The 19,271-nt window shown below is 53.8% G+C and carries 19 protein-coding genes and 1 riboswitch; of the genes, 12 read left to right on the top strand and 7 right to left on the bottom strand.

Translation table 11 applies throughout. The annotated features are described in order from the left end of the window. The first annotated feature begins 120 nt into the window (after positions 1–120). The 9 genes from EKD02_RS04255 (at position 121) to mnhG (ending at position 7,257) form a co-directional block, all read left to right on the top strand. Positions 121–738, top strand: a complete 618-nt coding sequence (locus EKD02_RS04255) for a M15 family metallopeptidase (protein WP_011890490.1) — start codon at positions 121–123, stop codon at positions 736–738. A gap of 102 nt (positions 739–840) precedes the next feature. After that, complete coding sequence (locus EKD02_RS04250; protein ID WP_126342210.1) at positions 841–1,266, top strand: 6-pyruvoyl trahydropterin synthase family protein; 426 nt, start codon at positions 841–843, stop codon at positions 1,264–1,266. Positions 1,267–1,566: 300 nt separating this feature from the next. Beyond that, entirely contained in the window at positions 1,567–3,870 is a 2,304-nt protein-coding gene (locus tag EKD02_RS04245) for a putative monovalent cation/H+ antiporter subunit A (RefSeq protein WP_011890492.1), read from the top strand. Continuing rightward, positions 3,867–4,286 (top strand): Na+/H+ antiporter subunit B, encoded by a 420-nt coding sequence (locus EKD02_RS04240; RefSeq protein ID WP_011890493.1) that lies wholly within the window; start codon positions 3,867–3,869, stop codon positions 4,284–4,286. The genes EKD02_RS04245 and EKD02_RS04240 overlap by 4 nt, the downstream gene beginning before the upstream one ends. Next, entirely contained in the window at positions 4,283–4,648 is a 366-nt protein-coding gene (locus tag EKD02_RS04235; RefSeq protein ID WP_011890494.1) for a Na+/H+ antiporter subunit C, read from the top strand. The genes EKD02_RS04240 and EKD02_RS04235 overlap by 4 nt, the downstream gene beginning before the upstream one ends. Further along, positions 4,645–6,165, top strand: a complete 1,521-nt coding sequence (locus EKD02_RS04230; protein WP_126383918.1) for a Na+/H+ antiporter subunit D — start codon at positions 4,645–4,647, stop codon at positions 6,163–6,165. The genes EKD02_RS04235 and EKD02_RS04230 overlap by 4 nt, the downstream gene beginning before the upstream one ends. Continuing rightward, entirely contained in the window at positions 6,162–6,635 is a 474-nt protein-coding gene (locus EKD02_RS04225; RefSeq protein WP_011890496.1) for a Na+/H+ antiporter subunit E, read from the top strand. Before EKD02_RS04230 ends, EKD02_RS04225 begins: the two co-directional genes overlap by 4 nt. Continuing rightward, positions 6,632–6,904, top strand: a complete 273-nt coding sequence (locus EKD02_RS04220) for an MrpF/PhaF family protein (RefSeq protein WP_126383916.1) — start codon at positions 6,632–6,634, stop codon at positions 6,902–6,904. The genes EKD02_RS04225 and EKD02_RS04220 overlap by 4 nt, the downstream gene beginning before the upstream one ends. Then, a complete protein-coding gene (mnhG, locus tag EKD02_RS04215; RefSeq protein ID WP_011890498.1) occupies positions 6,901–7,257 on the top strand; it encodes a monovalent cation/H(+) antiporter subunit G in 357 nt (118 codons plus the stop codon). The genes EKD02_RS04220 and mnhG overlap by 4 nt, the downstream gene beginning before the upstream one ends. Positions 7,258–7,277: 20 nt before the next feature. On the opposite strand, the gene EKD02_RS04210 is transcribed toward mnhG, so the two are convergent. Genes EKD02_RS04210 through EKD02_RS04200 form a run of 3 tightly spaced genes read right to left on the bottom strand, consistent with a single transcriptional unit; the run spans position 7,278 to position 9,734 of the window. Continuing rightward, positions 7,278–8,168 carry a class I SAM-dependent methyltransferase gene (locus EKD02_RS04210; RefSeq protein WP_126383914.1) on the bottom strand — a complete coding sequence of 297 codons (891 nt, stop codon included), beginning with the start codon at positions 8,166–8,168 and terminating at the stop codon, positions 7,278–7,280. Positions 8,169–8,215: 47 nt separating this feature from the next. Beyond that, positions 8,216–9,295: an SO_0444 family Cu/Zn efflux transporter gene (locus EKD02_RS04205; protein ID WP_126383912.1), complete on the bottom strand. Its 1,080-nt coding sequence runs from the start codon at positions 9,293–9,295 to the stop codon at positions 8,216–8,218. Positions 9,296–9,329: 34 nt separating this feature from the next. Then, on the bottom strand, positions 9,330–9,734 hold the full coding sequence (locus EKD02_RS04200) for an ArsR/SmtB family transcription factor (RefSeq protein WP_244924394.1): 405 nt from the start codon (positions 9,732–9,734) through the stop codon (positions 9,330–9,332). A gap of 146 nt (positions 9,735–9,880) precedes the next feature. Between EKD02_RS04200 and EKD02_RS04195 the strand changes: the two genes are divergently transcribed. Continuing rightward, positions 9,881–10,306 carry a DUF4282 domain-containing protein gene (locus tag EKD02_RS04195; protein ID WP_244924393.1) on the top strand — a complete coding sequence of 142 codons (426 nt, stop codon included), beginning with the start codon at positions 9,881–9,883 and terminating at the stop codon, positions 10,304–10,306. A gap of 341 nt (positions 10,307–10,647) precedes the next feature. On the opposite strand, the gene EKD02_RS04190 is transcribed toward EKD02_RS04195, so the two are convergent. Next, positions 10,648–12,291 carry a carbon starvation CstA family protein gene (locus EKD02_RS04190; protein WP_126342199.1) on the bottom strand — a complete coding sequence of 548 codons (1,644 nt, stop codon included), beginning with the start codon at positions 12,289–12,291 and terminating at the stop codon, positions 10,648–10,650. Between the two features lie 171 nt (positions 12,292–12,462). Here EKD02_RS04190 and EKD02_RS04185 point away from each other — a divergent pair, with 171 nt between their 5' ends. After that, entirely contained in the window at positions 12,463–12,669 is a 207-nt protein-coding gene (locus EKD02_RS04185; protein WP_126342198.1) for a hypothetical protein, read from the top strand. Between the two features lie 20 nt (positions 12,670–12,689). Here EKD02_RS04185 and EKD02_RS04180 read toward each other — a convergent pair whose 3' ends face one another. The 3 genes from EKD02_RS04180 to recD2 all read right to left on the bottom strand — a co-directional run bounded on the left by EKD02_RS04180 (position 12,690) and on the right by recD2 (position 17,281). Next, on the bottom strand, positions 12,690–13,628 hold the full coding sequence (locus tag EKD02_RS04180) for a radical SAM protein (protein WP_126342243.1): 939 nt from the start codon (positions 13,626–13,628) through the stop codon (positions 12,690–12,692). A gap of 30 nt (positions 13,629–13,658) precedes the next feature. After that, the gene (locus EKD02_RS04175) at positions 13,659–15,008 is read right to left on the bottom strand and encodes a BCD family MFS transporter (RefSeq protein ID WP_126342196.1); all 1,350 of its coding nucleotides are present in this window, start codon (positions 15,006–15,008) and stop codon (positions 13,659–13,661) included. Positions 15,009–15,091: 83 nt separating this feature from the next. Next, entirely contained in the window at positions 15,092–17,281 is a 2,190-nt protein-coding gene (gene recD2, locus EKD02_RS04170) for an SF1B family DNA helicase RecD2 (RefSeq protein ID WP_126342194.1), read from the bottom strand. Between the two features lie 91 nt (positions 17,282–17,372). Further along, positions 17,373–17,468: riboswitch (TPP riboswitch) on the top strand. Positions 17,469–17,550: 82 nt separating this feature from the next. On the opposite strand from recD2, the gene thiC reads away from it, so the two are divergent. Next, the gene (gene thiC / locus EKD02_RS04165) at positions 17,551–19,266 is read left to right on the top strand and encodes a phosphomethylpyrimidine synthase ThiC (protein ID WP_126383908.1); all 1,716 of its coding nucleotides are present in this window, start codon (positions 17,551–17,553) and stop codon (positions 19,264–19,266) included. Positions 19,267–19,271 lie beyond the last annotated feature (5 nt).

The raw sequence follows: 19,271 nt of genomic DNA, 5'->3' as shown, positions 1-19,271 counted from the left end.
TACCTGATCTGCAGAGGTATTGATACAACAACAGAAAAACAGCAAGAAGAGGCCAAACAGCTTGGTCTATTGAGCTACATTGCAGTTACCCCCCCTTTCACATAAAAAATGGAGGCAGCGATGAGTTTTGTCCATTTCCATAACGATGTACTCTTCACCCAGCGGCTCCTTGCCGCAGAACGGCTCTACCTCGGTGCACTTGACGGACTCTGGGGCCCCATAACCGAACGGGCCTACCAGGAATTCAGCCTGCGTACGGCAGCAATAACCAAAGAGCTGGGCGCATTCGACACCCGATCCGAACAGAACATCTGCACACTCTCCCTCAGAGCACAGCGCCTGTGCCGCATCTTTCTCACCAGAGTTCTGCAAGGAGGGATGAGGGTACGGGTGATTTCCGGTACCCGTACCTACAAAGAACAGGACGAACTCTTCCGCCGTGGCCGTTACGGCAACCCGGGCCCACGCGTCACCAATGCCAGAGGAGGTCGCAGCAACCACAATTTCGGCATTGCCTGGGACATCGGGATCTTCACTGCAGAAGGAGGGTATGTCACAGGGAGAGATGACTATGACGAAGCCGCACGAATCGGACTGACGCCCGACATTGAGTGGGGAGGGCACTGGAAAAGCTTCCCCGACAGACCCCACTACCAGCTCCGTTTCAGCCAGGAAATCAGCATAACTTCACTCCGGGAGCACTTTGAGGAAGGAGAGGCAATTCAATCCTATGCATGAGAAAGAGGCTGCATCTCACCTGCTTTTGAAAGCGGTTTTTTTTGCGTACACTTTGCTTGCTGTAGTACCAACCCCAACCGGCAACAACACTTTTGCAAAGCAATGCAGATATCACGCAAAATCGAGATTGATTACGGCCACACACTGCCGAACCACTATTCATTCTGCAACCAGCTGCACGGCCATCGTGGAGTGATTGTAGCCACCGTTGAAGGCCCGGTTGTCGCTGAAACAGGCGACAGCCGGGAAGGTATGGTCATGGATTTCAAGTTCCTCAAAGACATCATGGTGGAACGCATCCACAACAAGCTCGACCACGGGTTCGCCGTCTGGAAAGATGACCACGAAGACCTTGAGTTCATACTGAAGCGCAACACCCGCGTCCTCGTCACCGACGAACCCCCCACCGCCGAATTCCTGGCCAAATGGGCATTCGGCCAAATCAAAAACCATCTCCCCGAAGCCGTCACCCTCACCAACCTCCGATGGTACGAAACACCCAACAACTGGGCGGACTTCAACGGATAGCCTGCAATCGGGCATACTCCCCACACAGCAGCCATTGACCCGAAGATATCACCCCGTGATGCCTCTGAACTTCACTATACCTGCTCATTATTACTATATTGCCACAGTTGCCACCCGATCCAATCTACCGTTGGAGTCCTCTGCCACTGACCGCCATAAGGCGGTTGCAAAAAAGAGCTCTTTCTTGATGACCTCTTCTGTGTGTATGACCAGGAGAACCGGGAAGAGAGGGAACAGCCTGAAGGCCGGGGGCTCTCTCTGCCCGGGTTGAATGGATTTCATTAACCGGAACATAATGATGTGCTTGGTCTTATAGCAACAGGCTTTCTGGCATCTGCGATCGCGCCGGTGCTGTATAAGCGCTACAGGGAAAATTTCGGCTGGATCGCCGTGCTGTTTCCGCTGTATATGTTTTTCGGATTTCTTTCAAGGTATCCGGAGATTGCTGCCGGAAATTCCGTGCGGGAATCGCTGCCCTGGGTACCCTCTCTTGGAATCAATTTCTCTTTTCTGCTTGACGGGCTGAGCCTCACCTTTGCACTCATCATCTCGCTTGTAGGCGCGGCAGTGTTTCTTTTTGCCGGAGCATACATGAAAGGATACAGAGATGCCGGGCGGTTTTATCTCTACATCGGCGTTTTCATGACCTCGATGCTCGGCCTTGTTCTCGCCGACAACATGCTGCTGCTGTTTGTATTCTGGGAACTGACGAGCTTCAGTTCATATCTGCTGATTGGATTCAACCATCACAAAGAATCGTCCCGAAAATCCGCACTGCAGGCATTGCTCGTGACCGGAGGAGGTGGCCTTGCGCTGCTGGCAGGCATTCTTCTTCTTGGAAGCGTCACCGGCACTTACGAAATTTCCTCGTTCTACGACATGAACAGGATAATCACCAGCAGTGCACTCTATCCCGCAATCGTTGTTCTGCTGCTGCTCGGAGCATTCACCAAATCCGCACAGTTTCCATTTCATTTCTGGCTGCCGAACGCCATGGAGGCGCCCACCCCTGTCAGCGCCTATCTGCATTCGGCAACCATGGTCAAGGCGGGCATCTACCTGATAGCCAGACTCAACCATGAAATTGGCGGTACGCCTCTCTGGCAGGACACCGTTCTGATAACGGGAGCCGTGACCATGCTCTTCACTGCCACGCTTGCATTCAGGCAAACGGACTTGAAGAAACTGCTCGCGTACTCAACTCTCTCCGTACTGGGCACGCTGGTGATGCTGCTCGGCATCGGTTCAGAGCTTGCCATCAAGGCGTTCTTCATCTATCTCATAGCGCACTCGCTCTATAAAGGAACTCTCTTTCTGGTTGCCGGGACGATTGACCACGAAACCGGTACACGAGATGTCGGCAAACTCGCCGGCTTGCGCAAAGCCATGCCGGTAACAGCTGCGGCTGCAGCCCTGGCCTCCTTTTCAATGATGGGGGTAATCCCTTTGATAGGGTTTATCGGAAAGGAGACTGTCTATAAGGCCATACTGGAACTTGACCGCTGGGGCCTGCCGCTCATCGGTGCAGCAGTGCTGGCCAACGCCTGTGTTGTAATGGTAACACTGCTCGTTGGGTTCCGGCCGTTCCTGGGGAAAGCCAAAGAGACCCCCAGGCAGGCTCACGAAGCTCCGCTGAAAATGCTTCTCGGGCCCTCACTTCTGGCAGTTCTGGGACTGCTCATCGGTCTGTTCCCGGACTTTTTCATTTCCGCCATGCTTGAACAGTCTGCCAGAAACATCCTTTCCGAAGAGCTCAGTCTGAAGATTGTCCTATGGCATGGGTTCAATCTGGTACTGATCCTGAGTTTCGTTACGCTGCTGCTGGGAGGACTGTTCTATGCGCTCCGTCCGGTTGTTCTCCGATACTCTTTCTTCTCTTCCCTTCCGGCCCTTTTCAAGCCTTCCTCATGGTACGAAAGCGCACTCAAAGGGATGCTTTCATTCGCCAAACTCCAAACCCTCATTCTTCAGAACGGCTACCTTCGCAACTACACCATAGTCATTGTTCTCGCGGCTCTCATCCCTGCATCTTTTGCACTGTACAGAGCAGCCGAAGAGGTGTCGATCATTCCTGATTATTCAATCACCTTTTATGAGGCTGCACTGGGGCTGATCATCATCATTTCCACCGGCCTTCTGATAACATCCACCTCAAGGCTCAAGTCGATTGTGTCGCTCGGCGTCATGGGTTTTTCAATAGGCATCATCTTCGTCATCTATGGTGCGCCCGATGTTGCGCTCACCACATTCGCCATTGAGACGCTGAATGTGATCCTGTTTGTGCTGGTGCTGCAGAAACTTCCTAAATTTCTCAAGCTTTCGCGTTCCTCAAACAGAATAAGGGATGCTGTTATAGCTTCAGGCATCGGAGTGTTCATGACCCTGGTCGTGCTCTTTGCCACCTCATTCAACATCTCAACGGAACTGAAAGAGTATTTTGCAGCCGCAAGCCTGCCGGAGGGGAAAGGGCTCAATGTGGTGAATGTTATTCTTGTGGATTTCAGAGCCCTTGATACACTGGGCGAAATAACCGTGCTTACAATAGCGGCGATAGGAGTGCTGGCCATGCTCAAAACTGCAACAGGGAGAAAAGCGCAACCATGAATTCCGTGATTCTTGCAACCGCATCGCGATACCTGCTCACACTGATTCTGATGTTTTCAGTGTTCATGCTCCTGCGCGGCCATAACGAACCCGGTGGGGGTTTTGTTGGCGGACTGGTAGCTGCCGCCGCCTTTGCGCTCTACTTCATCGCCAACGGACTTGATGCAGCCCGCTCAATTCTGCGCATCGAACCGCTGCGCGCCGCAGTGCTTGGCCTGCTCCTTTCCCTTCTGAGCACTCTGCCCTCACTTGTATCGGGCAAGCCCTTCATGACCGCTCTATGGATAGATACCGGCATTGAGGCAATCGGAAAAGTAGGAACCCCTCTCCTGTTCGATGTCGGGGTATATTTCCTTGTGCTTGGCATCACGCTCACCATTATTTTTGCGCTGGCAGAGGAGGAGTGCCGCGTATGAGAGTTCTGCTTCCAGTCATTATCGGCCTGCTCTATGCAACAGGGATCTACCTCATTCTGAGGCGGAGCATGGTCAAAGTGATTTTCGGTCTGGTCGTTCTCGGCCACGCCGCAAACCTCATGATCTTCACCGTTGGCCGTCTGACCAAGGGCTCGCCAGCATTTGTGCCACATGGGGCTACAGGCATTGCCGAACCCTTTGCCGATCCGCTTCCACAGGCACTTATTCTGACGGCCATCGTAATTGGTTTCGGAATACAGGCATTCACAATAGCGTTGTTCAAAAAAACCTGCCAGAGTCTGAAAACTGAAGATCTTGACGAAATGAGGAACACGGACCAGCTTGAAAAGGAGAGTCCATGAACAGGCTCATCATACTACCGGTTCTGGTGCCATTGACCACAGCACTCATCATGCTGCTGCTGCCTCGCCGCATTGCTGTGCACCGGCTGCTCGGAGTGCTTTCAACCCTCCTTCTCTCGGTTGTCTCTGTCATACTGCTCAACAGCGTTCTTTCCGGTGGCATTCTGTCTCTCCAGGCAGGTGGATGGGCCGCACCGTTCGGCATCACAATGGTTGTTGATACCTTTTCCTGCATCATGCTGGCGATGGCCTCACTGATTGGTTTGACCACAGCCATCTATTCGATAGGCTCTGTGGACGAGAAGCAGGAACACAATTTCTACCATCCGCTCATTCAGCTGCTTCTGATGGGAATCAACGGAGCGTTTCTGACCGGAGACATCTTCAATCTCTATGTGTGGTTCGAGGTCATGCTCATCTCATCATTCGTGCTGCTCGTTCTTGAAGGCAAACCGGAACAGTTTGAAGGAGCGATAAAGTATGTCACGCTGAACCTGCTCTCCTCGGCAATCTTTCTGGCTGCAGTGGGGATTCTTTATGGCATGGCCGGCACGCTGAACATGGCGGACCTCGCCATGAGGCTTCCCATGCTGGAACATCGTGAACTGCTCTCGGTTGCTGCCGTTCTGTTTCTCATCACTTTTGGAATTAAAGCCGCTGTCTTTCCCCTCTTCTTCTGGCTTCCGGCATCCTACCATACTCCGCATGTCGCTGTTTCAGCAATTTTCGCCGGGCTGCTCACAAAGGTAGGGGTATACGCCATCATACGGTTCTTCACCACAATCTTCACACTCGAAAGCACCCCGTTCATCCATCACATACTGCTCTGGGTGTCGGCGTTCACCATGGTGACAGGCGTGCTTGGCGCAGTCGCACAGTACGATCTCCGCAAGCTTCTCTCCTTCCATATCATCAGCCAGATAGGCTACATGATTTTCGCCATCGCAATCCAGTCACCACTGGCTATAGCGGGAGGGCTGTTATTCATCGTGCACAACATCGCCGCAAAAACAAACCTTTTCTATCTCAGCGGAATCATCCGGCTCCTCTCAGGCTCCTGGAACCTCCGGCAGATAGGGGGGCTGTATGCGACCTATCCTCTTTTAGGACTGCTGTTTCTTGTGCCTGCGCTCGCTCTGGCGGGAATACCTCCGCTTTCAGGATTCTGGGCAAAACTCACAGTGATCCAGGCGGGTCTTGAGGCTCAGCAATGGCTCGCAGTCAGCGTAGCCCTTATGGTGAGCATACTCACCCTGTACTCCATGATCAAAATCTGGAATGAAGCGTTTCTGAAAGACAACCCCCTTAGCGGAGATGAAGGGCAGAGAGGCCGGGAATATCATGGGCTCTCTGCCGGCAAGAAAACCGCCCTGATTGCGCCGGCAATCATCCTGGCAATGTTCACCATAGTCTCCGGCCTCTGGTTCGAGCCATTTTTCATTCTCGCCAAGGGGGCCTCACTGGAGTTGCTTGACGCAGGCATCTATAGTAAAGCAGTGACCGGGGGGATACCATGAACCTCCTTCTGCTCAACATACTTCTGGCGGTCGCATGGATGATGCTGACAGGCGAAGTAAGCTCCGGAACCTTCACCGCCGGACTGCTTGTCGGATATCTCCTGCTTTGGCTGACACGCCCGGCATGGGGCGAAACCCGATACTTTTCAAAGCTCCTGCCGGTCATCAGGTTCGTCCTGTACTTTCTCAAGGAACTCCTGGTCGCAAACCTGAAAGTGGCCTATGACATCGTAACGCCAAAGGATCACATGGTACCCGGCATTGTTGCCGTCCCGCTTGATGTGAAGAGTGATATTGAAATTACGCTCTTCGCAAATCTTGTAACCCTCACGCCCGGTACCCTGAGCCTCGATGTCTCCCCGGACAGGCGGACGCTCTATGTCCATGCGCTCTATGTCAAGGATGCCGGGCAGTTCAGAAGGGAACTCAAAAACGGTCTTGAAAAAAGACTGATCGAGGTGATGCGATGAACTTCATGGAATGGGCTGTGCAGGCTTCGGTGATCGTTATCGGCCTGTCGATACTGATCATATTTCTGCGGCTGATAGTCGGTCCCTCCATTGAGGACCGCATCGTCGCGCTTGATCTGCTCTCAGCCAACGCAATCGCTTTCATTGCGGTGTATTCAATCCAGAAAAACACAACAACATTTCTTGATGTAGGAATCATCCTTGCGCTGCTGGCCTTTCTCAGCACTGTAGCGTTTGCATTCTATCTTGGAAGGAGAGAAAAACAATGAAAGAAATTCTCAGTGGCAGCCTGCTCCTCATGGGGAGCGTCTTCATCCTGCTTTCAGCAGTGGGCATACTGCGAATGCCGGATCTCTACACACGCATGTCCGCAACAACAAAGGCCTCAACGCTCGGCATCGGACTGGTGCTTCTGGGAACCATCCTCTTCTGGCAGGATTTCGGTATCGCTTCACGGGCCATCGCAATTATCGTCTTTCTTTTTCTCACAGCACCCGTGGCAGCCCATGTCATAGGCCGCGCAGCATACCTTGGCAAGGTCCCCCTCTGGGAAAAAACAAACATCGACGAATTCAAAAAGAGGGAACACCCTTCCGATAGCAGCTCCTCAATGCCTGAGTAATGGCTCATCTCCTGAATGCATCAGGCACGACCCACCCTCCCTTCGCCAGACTTCAAGACAGCAATCTCAATCCACCCGTCTCCCCTCACCCGAAATATCCGCTGCCCGCTCCCAAAAAACTCCCCCAAAGACCTTTCAATACCCTCAAGCGTGTAAAACCTTTCCAGAACGAACCCCGGTTCACTGCGCACCTCCTCCTCACGCCAGAACGAGAACTCACCGGTAAATGAACAATACTGCATGATCTCCCCGAACACGAGGCGCGGGATATCCCTCCGCTCCGGATTCACCTCTCCATAGGGCACGAGATACTCAAAAACAACCATTGAACCCTCAGCCAAATTCCGCCACTGCCCAAGGGCACTCTCCCGAGACAGATAATAGCTCAACCCCTCAACAATCGTCAGCGTGGGTGCAGCGTCCTGCCAACCTGCGCCAGAAAGAAGCCGGCGCAACCCGGCATGATCTTCAACATCTCCCTCAAGGCAAGAGAGGCTGCTTCCTGAAGCAACAGCAAGGCGTTCAACCATTCCTCTTTTTTCCCTCATACCGCTTGAATCAATCTCAAACACCTTCAGGCCTGCAAACCGGCTTGCAAGCTCAATGCCCAGCATGGAATAGCCGGCACCGGGGATAACCACCTGCCGAATATGGCCACCGGCAAGGATAGTTTCTGCCTCACGGGCTATGCAGAGTTTTCGGTAGCGGATAACCCGGTCATACTCCTCCCAGACAGCATGGCACCTGGCCAACAACTCCCGCCCTCGAGAGAGGTCAAGCATACCGGCATATTGCCGGACGGCGTCAGACTGATAAATCTCCTCTCCACACCAAAGCAGCACAAGTGCCGAGGTGTCGGATATGGCTTGAACGGGCAACCGGCCACTCTTTGGCACTGTATTTCTGTTCATACGGTAGTTGTTTATGTATCAGCCGTATCGGCTCTCAACAGCTTCACTCAATGTTCTGCACGCCCTTTGAAGAGCATTGCCCTGAGCGTCAAAAGAAGAAGAACGACCGCTGCCGCCATAGCCATGAGCGATGGTTCAGTATGAACCGGCCTGCCTACCCACCCTGTAAGATCAAGCCCAAGGAAGCGATACAGGCGATTGACCAGAATACCGGCAACAAGCGACATGACCATAATGCTCACAAGATAGACAGCGGTTGAGGCCTTGCCGAGCATACGGGAGATAACGGTCAGCGAAGCCGCATTGGTTGCCGGCCCGGCAAGCAGGAAGACGAGAGCCGCCCCCGGTGAAATTCCTTTCAGGGCAAGAGCTGCCGCAACAGGGGTAGAGGCAGTGGCGCAGACATAAAGCGGCACTGAAATGGCCAGCATCATCAGCATTGAGAGAAACTCGTTTCCGGCAACCAACTGCAGCATATCGGGCGACACAAAAACAGAAATACAGCCCGCAAGCAGAAGACCCAGAAAAAACCACTTCCCGATATCGGCCAGAAGATCAGAAAATGCGAAACGCAACCCGCCACGAACCTTCTCTATAAAAGATTGCGGCACTTCTGGTATGGCAGCGCTGCTTGAACAGGTGCCGCCACAGCAGGAGCCTGTAGCTTGTCCGGCTTCGGGAACAACGGCAGAGGGCTTCTCAAACCGTTCAAAAAAAGCCACAGAAACACCTGCCGCAATCGCAGTAACAAAAGAAACCAGGGGGCGGATAACAGTCATCAGTGGATCAAGCAGAGCATAGGTTACCGCAATGGAATCAACACCCGTCTCAGGAGTAGAAATAAGGAAGGATGCAACAGGCCCCTTCCCCGCTCCCTGCTTCCTCAGCCCTGCCGCTGCAGGCAGTACACCGCAGCTGCAGAGAGGAACAGGAATACCAAGTGCCGAAGCCTTTACGATCCCTTTAATCCCTCTTCCTCCCATATGTTTCGCAATCATATCACCGGGCAGCAATGCACGGAACAGCCCTGCCACCACAAAACCCAGAAGCATCCATGGCGCAGCCTCAACAAGAACATGCCAGGAAGCCACAAAAACTGATATCAGTATCGCTGTAAATTCATTCATGATTGGCTTCTCCCTGTTTGTGCCTCACAGCTCGTCACACATCTCCCCCCCCCCTCTCTTCTCTTACATGCTCAAACCCCGTTTCAATCAGCATGGCAATGTGAGGATCATCAAGCGAGTAGTACACATTCTTCCCCTCCTTTCTGGACTTGACTATCTTTGCCCCCCGCAGCACACGAAGCTGATGCGACACCGCAGACTGGGTCATCTTCAGTATCATGGTCAAATCGCACACACACAGCTCCGAACAGAGAAGAGCATTGAGAATCGACATTCTGCTCCCATCACCAAGCGCCTTGAAAAGCTCAGCCACAGCCAACAAATCTTCCCGTGAGGCCATAAAGCCACTCACCCTCTCAACCGTTTCAGGATGAAAGCACTGCTCCAGGCAGATTTCAGAACGGTTTTCAGTCATTGGTTTTTGTGCATCAACATTCATATGAGCCTTTGTTCATATGTTAATACATAACAGAAACAAAAACAAATCACTTCCCGACACGCCGGCAAGGAGAGGAGGAAACAGCTCCATTGAGCAGGGAGAACAAGACGGTGGATTTCGGGAAGATTTCCACTATGAGATAAATCGTGCTACCTTATTTATGGTACCTTGAAATAGAGGTGCCCTCATTCTTCACCCTGCGCATGGGCTATAACAGCCAGCAGTTTTGCGGCAGTTTTTCTCAATTCAATTCTGAACACAAGGAGCTGACCATGCAGAACGGATCACTTTTCGGCAAACTGTTTGACTTCTCATTCAAGGAGTTCATCACCCTGCAGATTGTCAAGTACCTTTACATTCTGTCAATGGTGTTTGCCGCCATTACCGCTCTGGGCACACTCGGGGCGGGATTTACCTCAATGCAGTTCAACTTCTGGAGCGGGCTGGGCGGTATCCTGATGGCGCCAATTGTCTTTTTCCTGCTGGTGCTTCTTGCGAGGCTGCTTCTTGAAGCACTTGTAGCAACCTTCCGCATTGCCGAAAACACCAGCATACTGGTAGAAAAAAAATAGGGGACGTTGTTGAATATCGTGAATAACTCTCAACGCCGCGAGAAAAAAAACGCAGCGGCTTGCCGGGTGTATTGCGCCAGAAACATTCCACCATGGAATGCTCCGTAGGATAGAACGAACTCCTATCTTTCTGGCTGACACGGGCAAGGCAGCGTTTCCTGCACGAATGGGGTGATTGAGCGAAACTTTCCCATCAACAAAGGTAAAAGACGAGTGTCGTCAGCTTTATAACAACAGCCCCTGGTTTCTGGGGTATGTCCCGTGTCAGAGGCTGGCTTGTGCGGAGTGCCTGAAGTGAAGCACGGGCGGGCACCGGTGGATTTGGGCGACTTTGGAAAACGCTAGACCGGCCCACGGCTCCGCACAATGCGGATGCTCTGCACAAGGATGAAGAGCGCCAGGGCGATAAGGATAACGGCTATTGAGGCGAGCAGGTATTTAGCCGGCTCGGCGGTGAGGAACTCATTGGTTTTCACGACGAGAGCACTGATGGTGGTGATGAGCATCAGGACTGCCGGCACAGCGGTCAGTTTCCAGTTCTTCCCCCTTGCGAACAGCCACACGCTTGTGACTATGAACACCACGCTCGCGACAAGCTGGTTGGCTGAACCGAATATGGGCCAGATGGCCTTCCAGTTGCCGAGTGCCAGTACTCCGGCCAGAAATCCTATAAGAAGGGTAACCCCGTATTTATTTTTCATACCCGGAATACCGAAAGTCTCACCGAGAAGCTCAGTTCCTATATAGCGCGTAATGCGGGTGGCAGAGTCGAGCGTGGTCATCACAAAAGTTTTCAGCATGGTGATGCCGATGAGAGCGCCGAAAGCACCGAGTACCGGCTTGGTAATTTCACCATAGCCGAGGCCGAAGGTCTTTATCCATCCCCCCTTCTGAAACACCTCCTGATAAACGAACCCGTGCTGACCAACCGGAATCTCTTTCCAGTAGAGACCTGCTGTAACGGCAACAATTGCCAGAACAGCAAGAGCAGATTCAGTGACCATGGCCCCGTAACCGACGGCCCGGATATCTTTCATTGTAGGAAGCTGCTTGGCGGTGGTGCCGCTGGCTACAAGGCTGTGGAAGCCCGATACCGCTCCGCAGCCGATGGTGATGAAAAGCATGGGGAACATCCAGCCCTGATCGGAGGAAAAGGAGACCACCGGAGGAGCGTGGAGTTCAGGACGGGAGAGCAGCAGCCCAAGGAAGCCGAAAAACATGCCGGCAAACAGGACAAGGGCGGCAAGATGGTCGCGCGGCTGCAGGAGCAGGGTAACCGGAGTGACAGAGGCAATCATACCATAAATGATGAGAATGATGGTCCACCATTGTGCCGGGTTCGACACCGGCAGGCTCAGGGGGTGGCTGTAGCCGAGGACGATGAGACCAAACAGCATGGCAACACCCAGCAGCGAAGAGAGGAGAATCGAGAAGCCACGATGGTACATCAGCCAGCCGATGAGCGCAGCAACAGGAATGAGGCCAAGGGTGGGAAGCACCACTTCAGGGGTGTTGGCAAGGGTCTGGCCGGCTATGGCAGCAAACACCGCCACAATGAGGATGAGTGTCAGGAAAACAAAGAGGCTGAAGACGATTTTTGCATTGCGGTCGAGGATGTTTTCCGTAAGGTCAGCTATTGAACGCCCCTCGTTTTTGGCGGAGATGGCAAGGGAAGCAAGGTCGTGCACAGCACCCATGAAGATGCTGCCGAACACTATCCATGCCAGAGCGGGAAGCCAGCCCCAATAAAGGCAGGCGATGACCGGGCCGATAATGGGAGCCGCCCCTGCAATGGAGGCAAAATGATGGCCGAAAAGAATCAGCCAATGTTTTGCCGGCACGAAATCGACACCGTCATGCTGTTTGACGGCCGGAGTCTCTTCCGATTCATCAATGCCAAGCTGACGGGCGAGAACCGGGCTGTAGTAACGGTAACCGAGGTAGAGCAGCAGGAGGGAAAGAGCTGCAAGAAGAATGGTGTTCATTAGTAATCGGGGGTTGTGCCTGTTTATTTTCGGGTAAAATACACAATTCTGTCAATATTAAGTCCTGAGGCAACGCAGGAAGCAGAGCACAGGAAGCGTCAAAGTATTATGAGCCGAAGAAACCTATGCGAACTCAATACTGATGACAACCAGAACTGAAGAGAGGAGAACATGAAAAAAGTACTTGCAGTTTCCCTGCTTCTGCTGGCTACGGGATGCACACCCTACTTGCGTAATCACAACGACGACCGCCGTGACGAAGGCAAAAGTGACCGGTATGAAAAAAAAGAGAGTTGGGACAGCGACAGGAAGGACCGGAAAGATAAGGATGAGCAGCGCTATGACGATGAGAGAACAGATGGCGACCCTTACCGCTGAGAATCAGTGAAAGCCGGCACTTACTCTGTCTTTTTCGTCCAGTAGGCTTCCCCTCCCTGTGTGATGAGGCTGAACCGGCCGGTGGCAAACATTTCTTTCATAACTTCCCCGACTTTCTGCGGAGAGTCGGAGAACCGGTCTTCAAGGGCTTTCCTGAGTTCATTTTCCTGCACGGGATGGCGGAGGGTTATGGCTGTTACCGCTTCAAGAATATCGGGGGTCCCGGAAAGATCCATGGAGCCTTTTATCGGGTGTACAACGGCAGCAACCTCCTGCATGAGGGCAACCGCCCGCTCAATGCGCTCTTCACTCGGGAGCAGGACATCCTTTTCGGTTGAGGGCCTGGTTGGAATGACAAGGTGCACCATGTCGGGGCCGATTTGAGCAAGTGCACCGGTAATATCTTTCAAGGCTTCATCGGTGTCGTTGACTCCTCCAAGGAGCATCACCTCAACCCAGAGGTTGCCGGTGTATTCCTTTCTGAAGGCGATAAGCCCCTCAAGGTGACGCCTGAAGGTAAAGCCCGGAGCATGACGGCTGATTTTCTGGTGCAGCTCTTCTGAGCCGGCGTTGAGCGAAGGGAGTACTGCATCAGCTCTCAAGGCCTCCTGACGGACTTCGGGCAGAGAGAAAAGCGAGCCGTTGGTAATAATGGCCACGGGAATATCAGTCATCTTCTTCACCTCGTCAATAAGCCTGCCTATACCGCGATACAGCATGGTCTCGCCCGAGCCCACAAAGGTAATCCAGTCTATGTGCGCTCCGGAGTCTACAGCCTCTTGTATTTCAGAGAGAATCTCTGCGGGCGGATAGAACTCCTGCCGCAGAAGGGTATACTCCCTGGTTCTTCCGAGCTGGCAGTAGATGCAGTTCCAGGTGCAGCTTTTCGGGGGAAGCAGGTCAACGCCGAGGGACTGGCCGAGGCGTTTTGAAGATACAGGGCCGAAGACATGGGTCATGGCAGTCATTGCTGATAATTATACGGAGGCTCAATCGACACCGCTGTTTGCGAGGACCTCGGAAAACTTCACACGGCTCTCCTCTTCAAACGCCTCTTTGGATATTCTGGGGAGCAGGAGGCTGGCAAGGCCGAACGCCAGGATTTCAAGACCGAAGATGGCACTGTAGGCCATCATGTAGCTGCCGCTGAAAGCATGCACCACATCGCGGATGATACCCGCACCAAAGTGGCCAAGGAACATGGCGAGGCTCTGGGCCGTTCCCCAGAGGCCGATATAGACGCCACTGCGCCCTGCAGTCATGGTCATCATCATGGTGATGTTCGAGACGCTTGAAGCGCCGAGGCCGATACCCGTAACCACAAGGCCAATGCGAAGCATAGACTCGTCGAGGGCGAAGCCGGCAGCAATGATGATGGAAAACCCGACCATGCAGAAGAGGTTGCCGATGAGGGCGCCGTTCTTGTTGCCGATCCGGTTCAGAAGAAACCCGGTAATGAGCATGAAAACGAGCTGCATGCCGCCCATTGTAGGACGGAAGAGTTTGGTGGTTACCCCTACGGGCATGCCGAACACATCTGCGCCGAACGGCTCCATCACAATTTCATTGGAAAACAGGGCAAAGATGGAGAGGAAGATGTAGAACGCGAAAAACATGGTTTTGGGTGACCGGGACAGCAGCCGGATCGACTGAACGAAACCAAGCGACTCCTCCGCTTTTCCTTTCTTCCCCGCAGCGTTTCGCTCTTCAACCCCCACAAACGCAATAAGGCCAAGGACAAGGGCGATAAGTCCGCCAGCAATACCCACATTCACGAGGCGTTCGGGTGTGTAGACATCAAGATAGGAACCGACCACACGGGCCGAAATGATGGTGGTAAGCACCATGAGGGTCCAGCTGGAGGAGGTCACCTTGCCGATGTGCCTGTCGCCCACATAGTCGGCGATGAGTGCGTAGTAGGCGGTGGTGGCAACCTGCAGGCCGAAACCGAAGAGGAGGAATACCGCCATGAGCTGCCAGAGGCCGACATCAAAAAGTACTGCCGGGAAAAGGGTGGCAAAGTCGGTGCCGCTCACCTCTACCTGATAGGCCGCCACGGGGGCGTACATGAAGGAGACGACGCAACTCACAAGCCCAAGAAGGATATAAGGGGAACGCTGGTACCCCAGAAAATGGGAACGGTCGGACATGCTTCCAACCCATACCTTGACGCCGAAAACGGCAAGAAGTTCTTTGAGGCTGATAAGACCGAAGACGATTGTGGAGGCGATGCCAAGCTCTTTGACCATGACGCGGTTGAGGGTGTCGTGCAGAAAGCCGAGCATGATACCAAAACCCATCTGGAAAAGTGCGAGGCGGATCAGGTTGAACAATCGCATTGAACGAAGAAAAAGAATGTTAGGGAAACGCCGTTGCAGGTTTCAAGGGCAAGGTGGGAAATATAATAAAAAAAGGACGGCAATCAGCCTATCGGAAGGCGGAGTGCGGCAGCAAGGCCGGTGAGGCGACCCTTAGAAGTGCACCTGGCGATGGCCGTTGCCAAGGCTTGCTCTTCACCAATAACCATCACCAGCTTTCTCCCCCTTGTTACCGCCGTATAGATGAGGTTCCGCTCCAGCATCGGGTAGTGAAGCATGGAGAGCGGTATGACCACTGCGGGGTATTCCGAACCCTGGCTTTTGTGGATGGTAATGGCCCATGCCGGCGCCATTTCATCAAGCTCACTGAAAAGGTAACGCACCTCACGGCCATCAAACAGCACCTGCATCTCCCGGTCGTCATCATCAATAGCGGAGATTATCCCGATGTCGCCGTTGAACACCTCTTTTTCATAGTTGTTGATGGTCTGAATCACCTTGTCGCCCCGGCCATAGGTGACTGCGAACCGTTCAACCCGCTTGCCTCCCCCGCCGTTCAGGCGCTCCTGCAGAAGAGTGTTGAGCGACTGCGAACCCAGAGGGCCCTTATTCATTGGAGTCAGCACCTGGATACCCTCCAGCGGGTCGAGCCCGAATCGCTCGGGGATCCTCTGGGCCACAACAGAAAGGAGCTTGCGGCGGATCTCTTCCGGGCCGGAGGCAGAGACAAAATAAAAGTCTGTCAGTTCGGGCCCCTCATGGCGAAGGAGTCCCTCCCCACGGTTGATGCGGTGAGCGTTCTGAATGATCATCGACTGTGCGGCCTGCCGGAAAATCTCCGTCAGGCGGACAACAGGAACAGCTTCGGAGCTGATGACATCTGCCAGAACGGCACCGGGCCCGACAGGGGGAAGCTGGTCGACATCACCGGCAAGAACGACTGCAGCCTTACTGGAAATGGCCGAGAGCAGGCGGTTCATCAGCACCACATCAATCATGGAAGCTTCATCAACAATGATGATGTCGGCGTTGAGAGGGTTGGAGGAACAGCGTTTGAAGTCGTAGGTATAGGGGTCGAACTCAAGCATCCGGTGGATGGTTCTTCCCTCCCGTCCGGTAGCCTCACCGAGCCGTTTGGCCGCCCTGCCTGTGGGAGCGCAGAGCAGCACACTGAGCCCGAACACCTCAGGAATGGAGAGCAGTGTCCGGATGATGGTGGTTTTACCCACACCCGGGCCGCCAGTAATGACAAGCAGCTTACTTGTAAGCGCAAGGCGCACCGCTTCGCGCTGTGAGGGTGAGAGTTCAAGGCGTGATCGCTCTTCAGCCTCCCTCACAGAGCGATCAACATCAATCCTCCCCCAGGGAAGCTTGCCTGAAGCAATCCTCTTTATACCCTCCGCAACGCCCTGCTCAGCCTTCCAGAGAGACTCAAGATAGAGATGCCGGTCTTCCCCCTCCCCTTCAGCAATGACATGCCCCACAGTAAGTTCACTCTTAAGAGCCTCCTGCAGGATATCCTCACGCATCTGGAGGAGCTGGCGGGCTGAATCAAGCAGCATGGTTTCGGGAACCCGGCAGTGGCCCCTGGAGGAAAGTTCCTGCAGCACCCAGCTGATGCCGGCCCGGGCCCGAAGGGGAGAGTCCCGGGCAATACCGATGCTTAGGGCAATGGCGTCGGCCGTGCGGAACCCAATGCCCGAAATATCGCGGGTAAGCCGGTAGGGGTCGCGGCTGACCACCGCCACGGCATCTGCACCGTATACTTTATAGATTTTCAGTGCTCTTGCGGTTCCAACCCCGTGCGACTGGAGGAATATCATGATGTCGCGCACCGCCTTGTGCTCCTGCCACGACTCCACAATCTGCCGCTGCTTCTTCGGCCCTATGCCGGGAAGCTCAAGCAGCCGTTCCGGCTGACCCTCAATGATGGTAAAAACATCGGTTCCCCAGGCACCCATCATGACAGAAGCCAGATGCGGCCCCACCCCCTTCAGCATGCCGGAAGCAAGATAGTTCTCCATCCCCTCATGGCTCCTGGGAGCCACAACCGAAAGAGTAGAGGCACGAAACTGCATACCCCAGTTCCTGTCATTCTGCCATCGGCCGACAGCCTCTATGTGCTGACCCGGTGAAACGGAGGCAATGCAGCCCACAACAGTCATCCCGGCCTCGTCCGCTCCGGAAGAGAGGCGAAGCACGGCAAAGCCGCTTTCAGGGCTGAAAAAAGAGACCCTGTCAACAACTCCGCTGAGCCGTTCATCCCCTGCCCCGTTCGCTTCCTCTCGATGCATGCCTGATTCCTCTCACTCAATGGGTTCAACGCTTCCGAAGCGCTTCTGCGTATTTGCAAATCAAGGTGAATTTAAGTATTGTGCCGATAGATTCACATCTTGGGGGTGCTTTCTTTTGAAGGCTGAGATCACACCCTTGTAACTTGATGCAGGTAATACTGACGCAAGGAAAGATTGAAGCTCTGCTCCATACCCTACCGTAGGGCCTTTAAGGGCTTCTCATCCTTCCCTTCCGTTCGTTTTCCTGCGGCTGACACCCGGAACCACACATGAGTACCAACACCACACACACCTCTTGCCCTAAAGAGTCCAGAGAGGACAGGGCGTTTCAGAAAACATATGCAGAAGGAACACTCTGGCCCGTCAAAGTGGGCATGCAGACCCTCAACCTGTCGGGAACATATTCCTGCAATGGAGTTCCGTTCTCTTCACTGCCTCTGTACGACACCAGCGGTCCGCACTCCGACCCTTCCTTACAGGTCAACCCTGCTGAAGGACTTGCTCCCGTGAGGGACAGCTGGAACTTCATTAAAAGCATCAGTGTGCCCTGTGCGGCACCAGTCAACACCGAATCGATGACCGAGCGCCATCCGCGCATGGCCGAGGACGGCATTGCTCTTACACAGATGCACTTTGCCCGCAAAGGGGTCATCACTCCGGAAATGGAATATGTAGCCATCCGTGAAAACCAGCAGCTTGAAGAGTGGATAAGGGCGAACGGCCGGGGGGGAACCCCTTCTGAACCCATTACCGCCGAGTTCGTCATGAGCGAAGTGGCTGCAGGGAGAGCAATCATTCCCGCAAACATCAATCATCCGGAACTTGAGCCGATGATCATCGGCAGGAACTTCAGGGTAAAAATCAATGCCAACATCGGCAACTCCGCCATGAGTTCAAGCATAGCCGAAGAGGTCGAAAAAGCTGTCTGGGCATGCCGCTGGGGGGCCGACACCGTCATGGACCTCAGCACCGGAGCCAACATCCACAAAACCCGCGAATGGATTCTTCGCAACTCCCCCGTTCCCATCGGCACGGTACCCATTTACCAGGCACTTGAAAAGGTAAACGGCGTTGCAGAAAACCTTACATGGGAGCTCTACCGCGATACGCTTCTTGAACAGGCCGAGCAGGGAGTTGATTATTTCACCATCCACGCGGGTATTCTAGAAAAGCACCTCCCGCTTGCCGACAAACGCAGGACCGGGATTGTATCACGAGGTGGTTCAATCATGGCAAAATGGTGCCGGGCAAATAAACAGGAGAACTTCCTGTACACACACTTCGAGGAGATCTGCGCAATCCTGAAATGCTACGACATTGCCGTCTCACTTGGCGACGCGCTCCGTCCCGGCTCCATTTCGGATGCCAACGACGAAGCCCAGTTCGGTGAACTCAAGGTACTCGGCGAATTGACTACGCTGGCCTGGAAACATGAGGTACAGGTGATGATTGAGGGGCCCGGACATGTGCCGCTCAACATGATTGAGGAGAACATGCAGAAGCAGCTTGAATACTGCCATGAAGCCCCTTTCTATACCCTCGGCCCTCTGGTCACTGATATTGCCGCTGGTTACGACCATGTCAATTCCGCCATCGGAGGCACACTCATAGCAAGCTACGGCTGCTCCATGCTCTGCTATGTTACACCCAAAGAGCATCTTGGCCTGCCTGACCGTAACGATGTCCGCGAAGGGGTTGTGGTCCATAAAATTGCCGCGCATGCTGCCGATCTTGCCAAGGGAAGCCCCATTGCAAGGCTCCGCGACGAACTGATGAGCAGCGCCCGGTTCGCTTTCAACTGGGAAGATCAGTTCAATCTTTCGCTTGATCCCCCAAAAACCCGCGAAGTGCATGCAGCAAGCATGAAAGCCGCAGGCCATGAAGGAGAAAAGGCAGACTTCTGCACAATGTGCGGGCCGGATTTCTGCTCGATGAAGAAATCGAAGGAAGCCTCCGCTGCCAGTGCGATTGAACCGGGAAGATAAACAGG

It is taken from the genome of Chlorobium phaeovibrioides (genome assembly GCF_003968655.1).
Taxonomy (GTDB): domain Bacteria; phylum Bacteroidota; class Chlorobiia; order Chlorobiales; family Chlorobiaceae; genus Chlorobium; species Chlorobium phaeovibrioides.
This window is presented reverse-complemented; position numbering and strand designations above follow the sequence as displayed.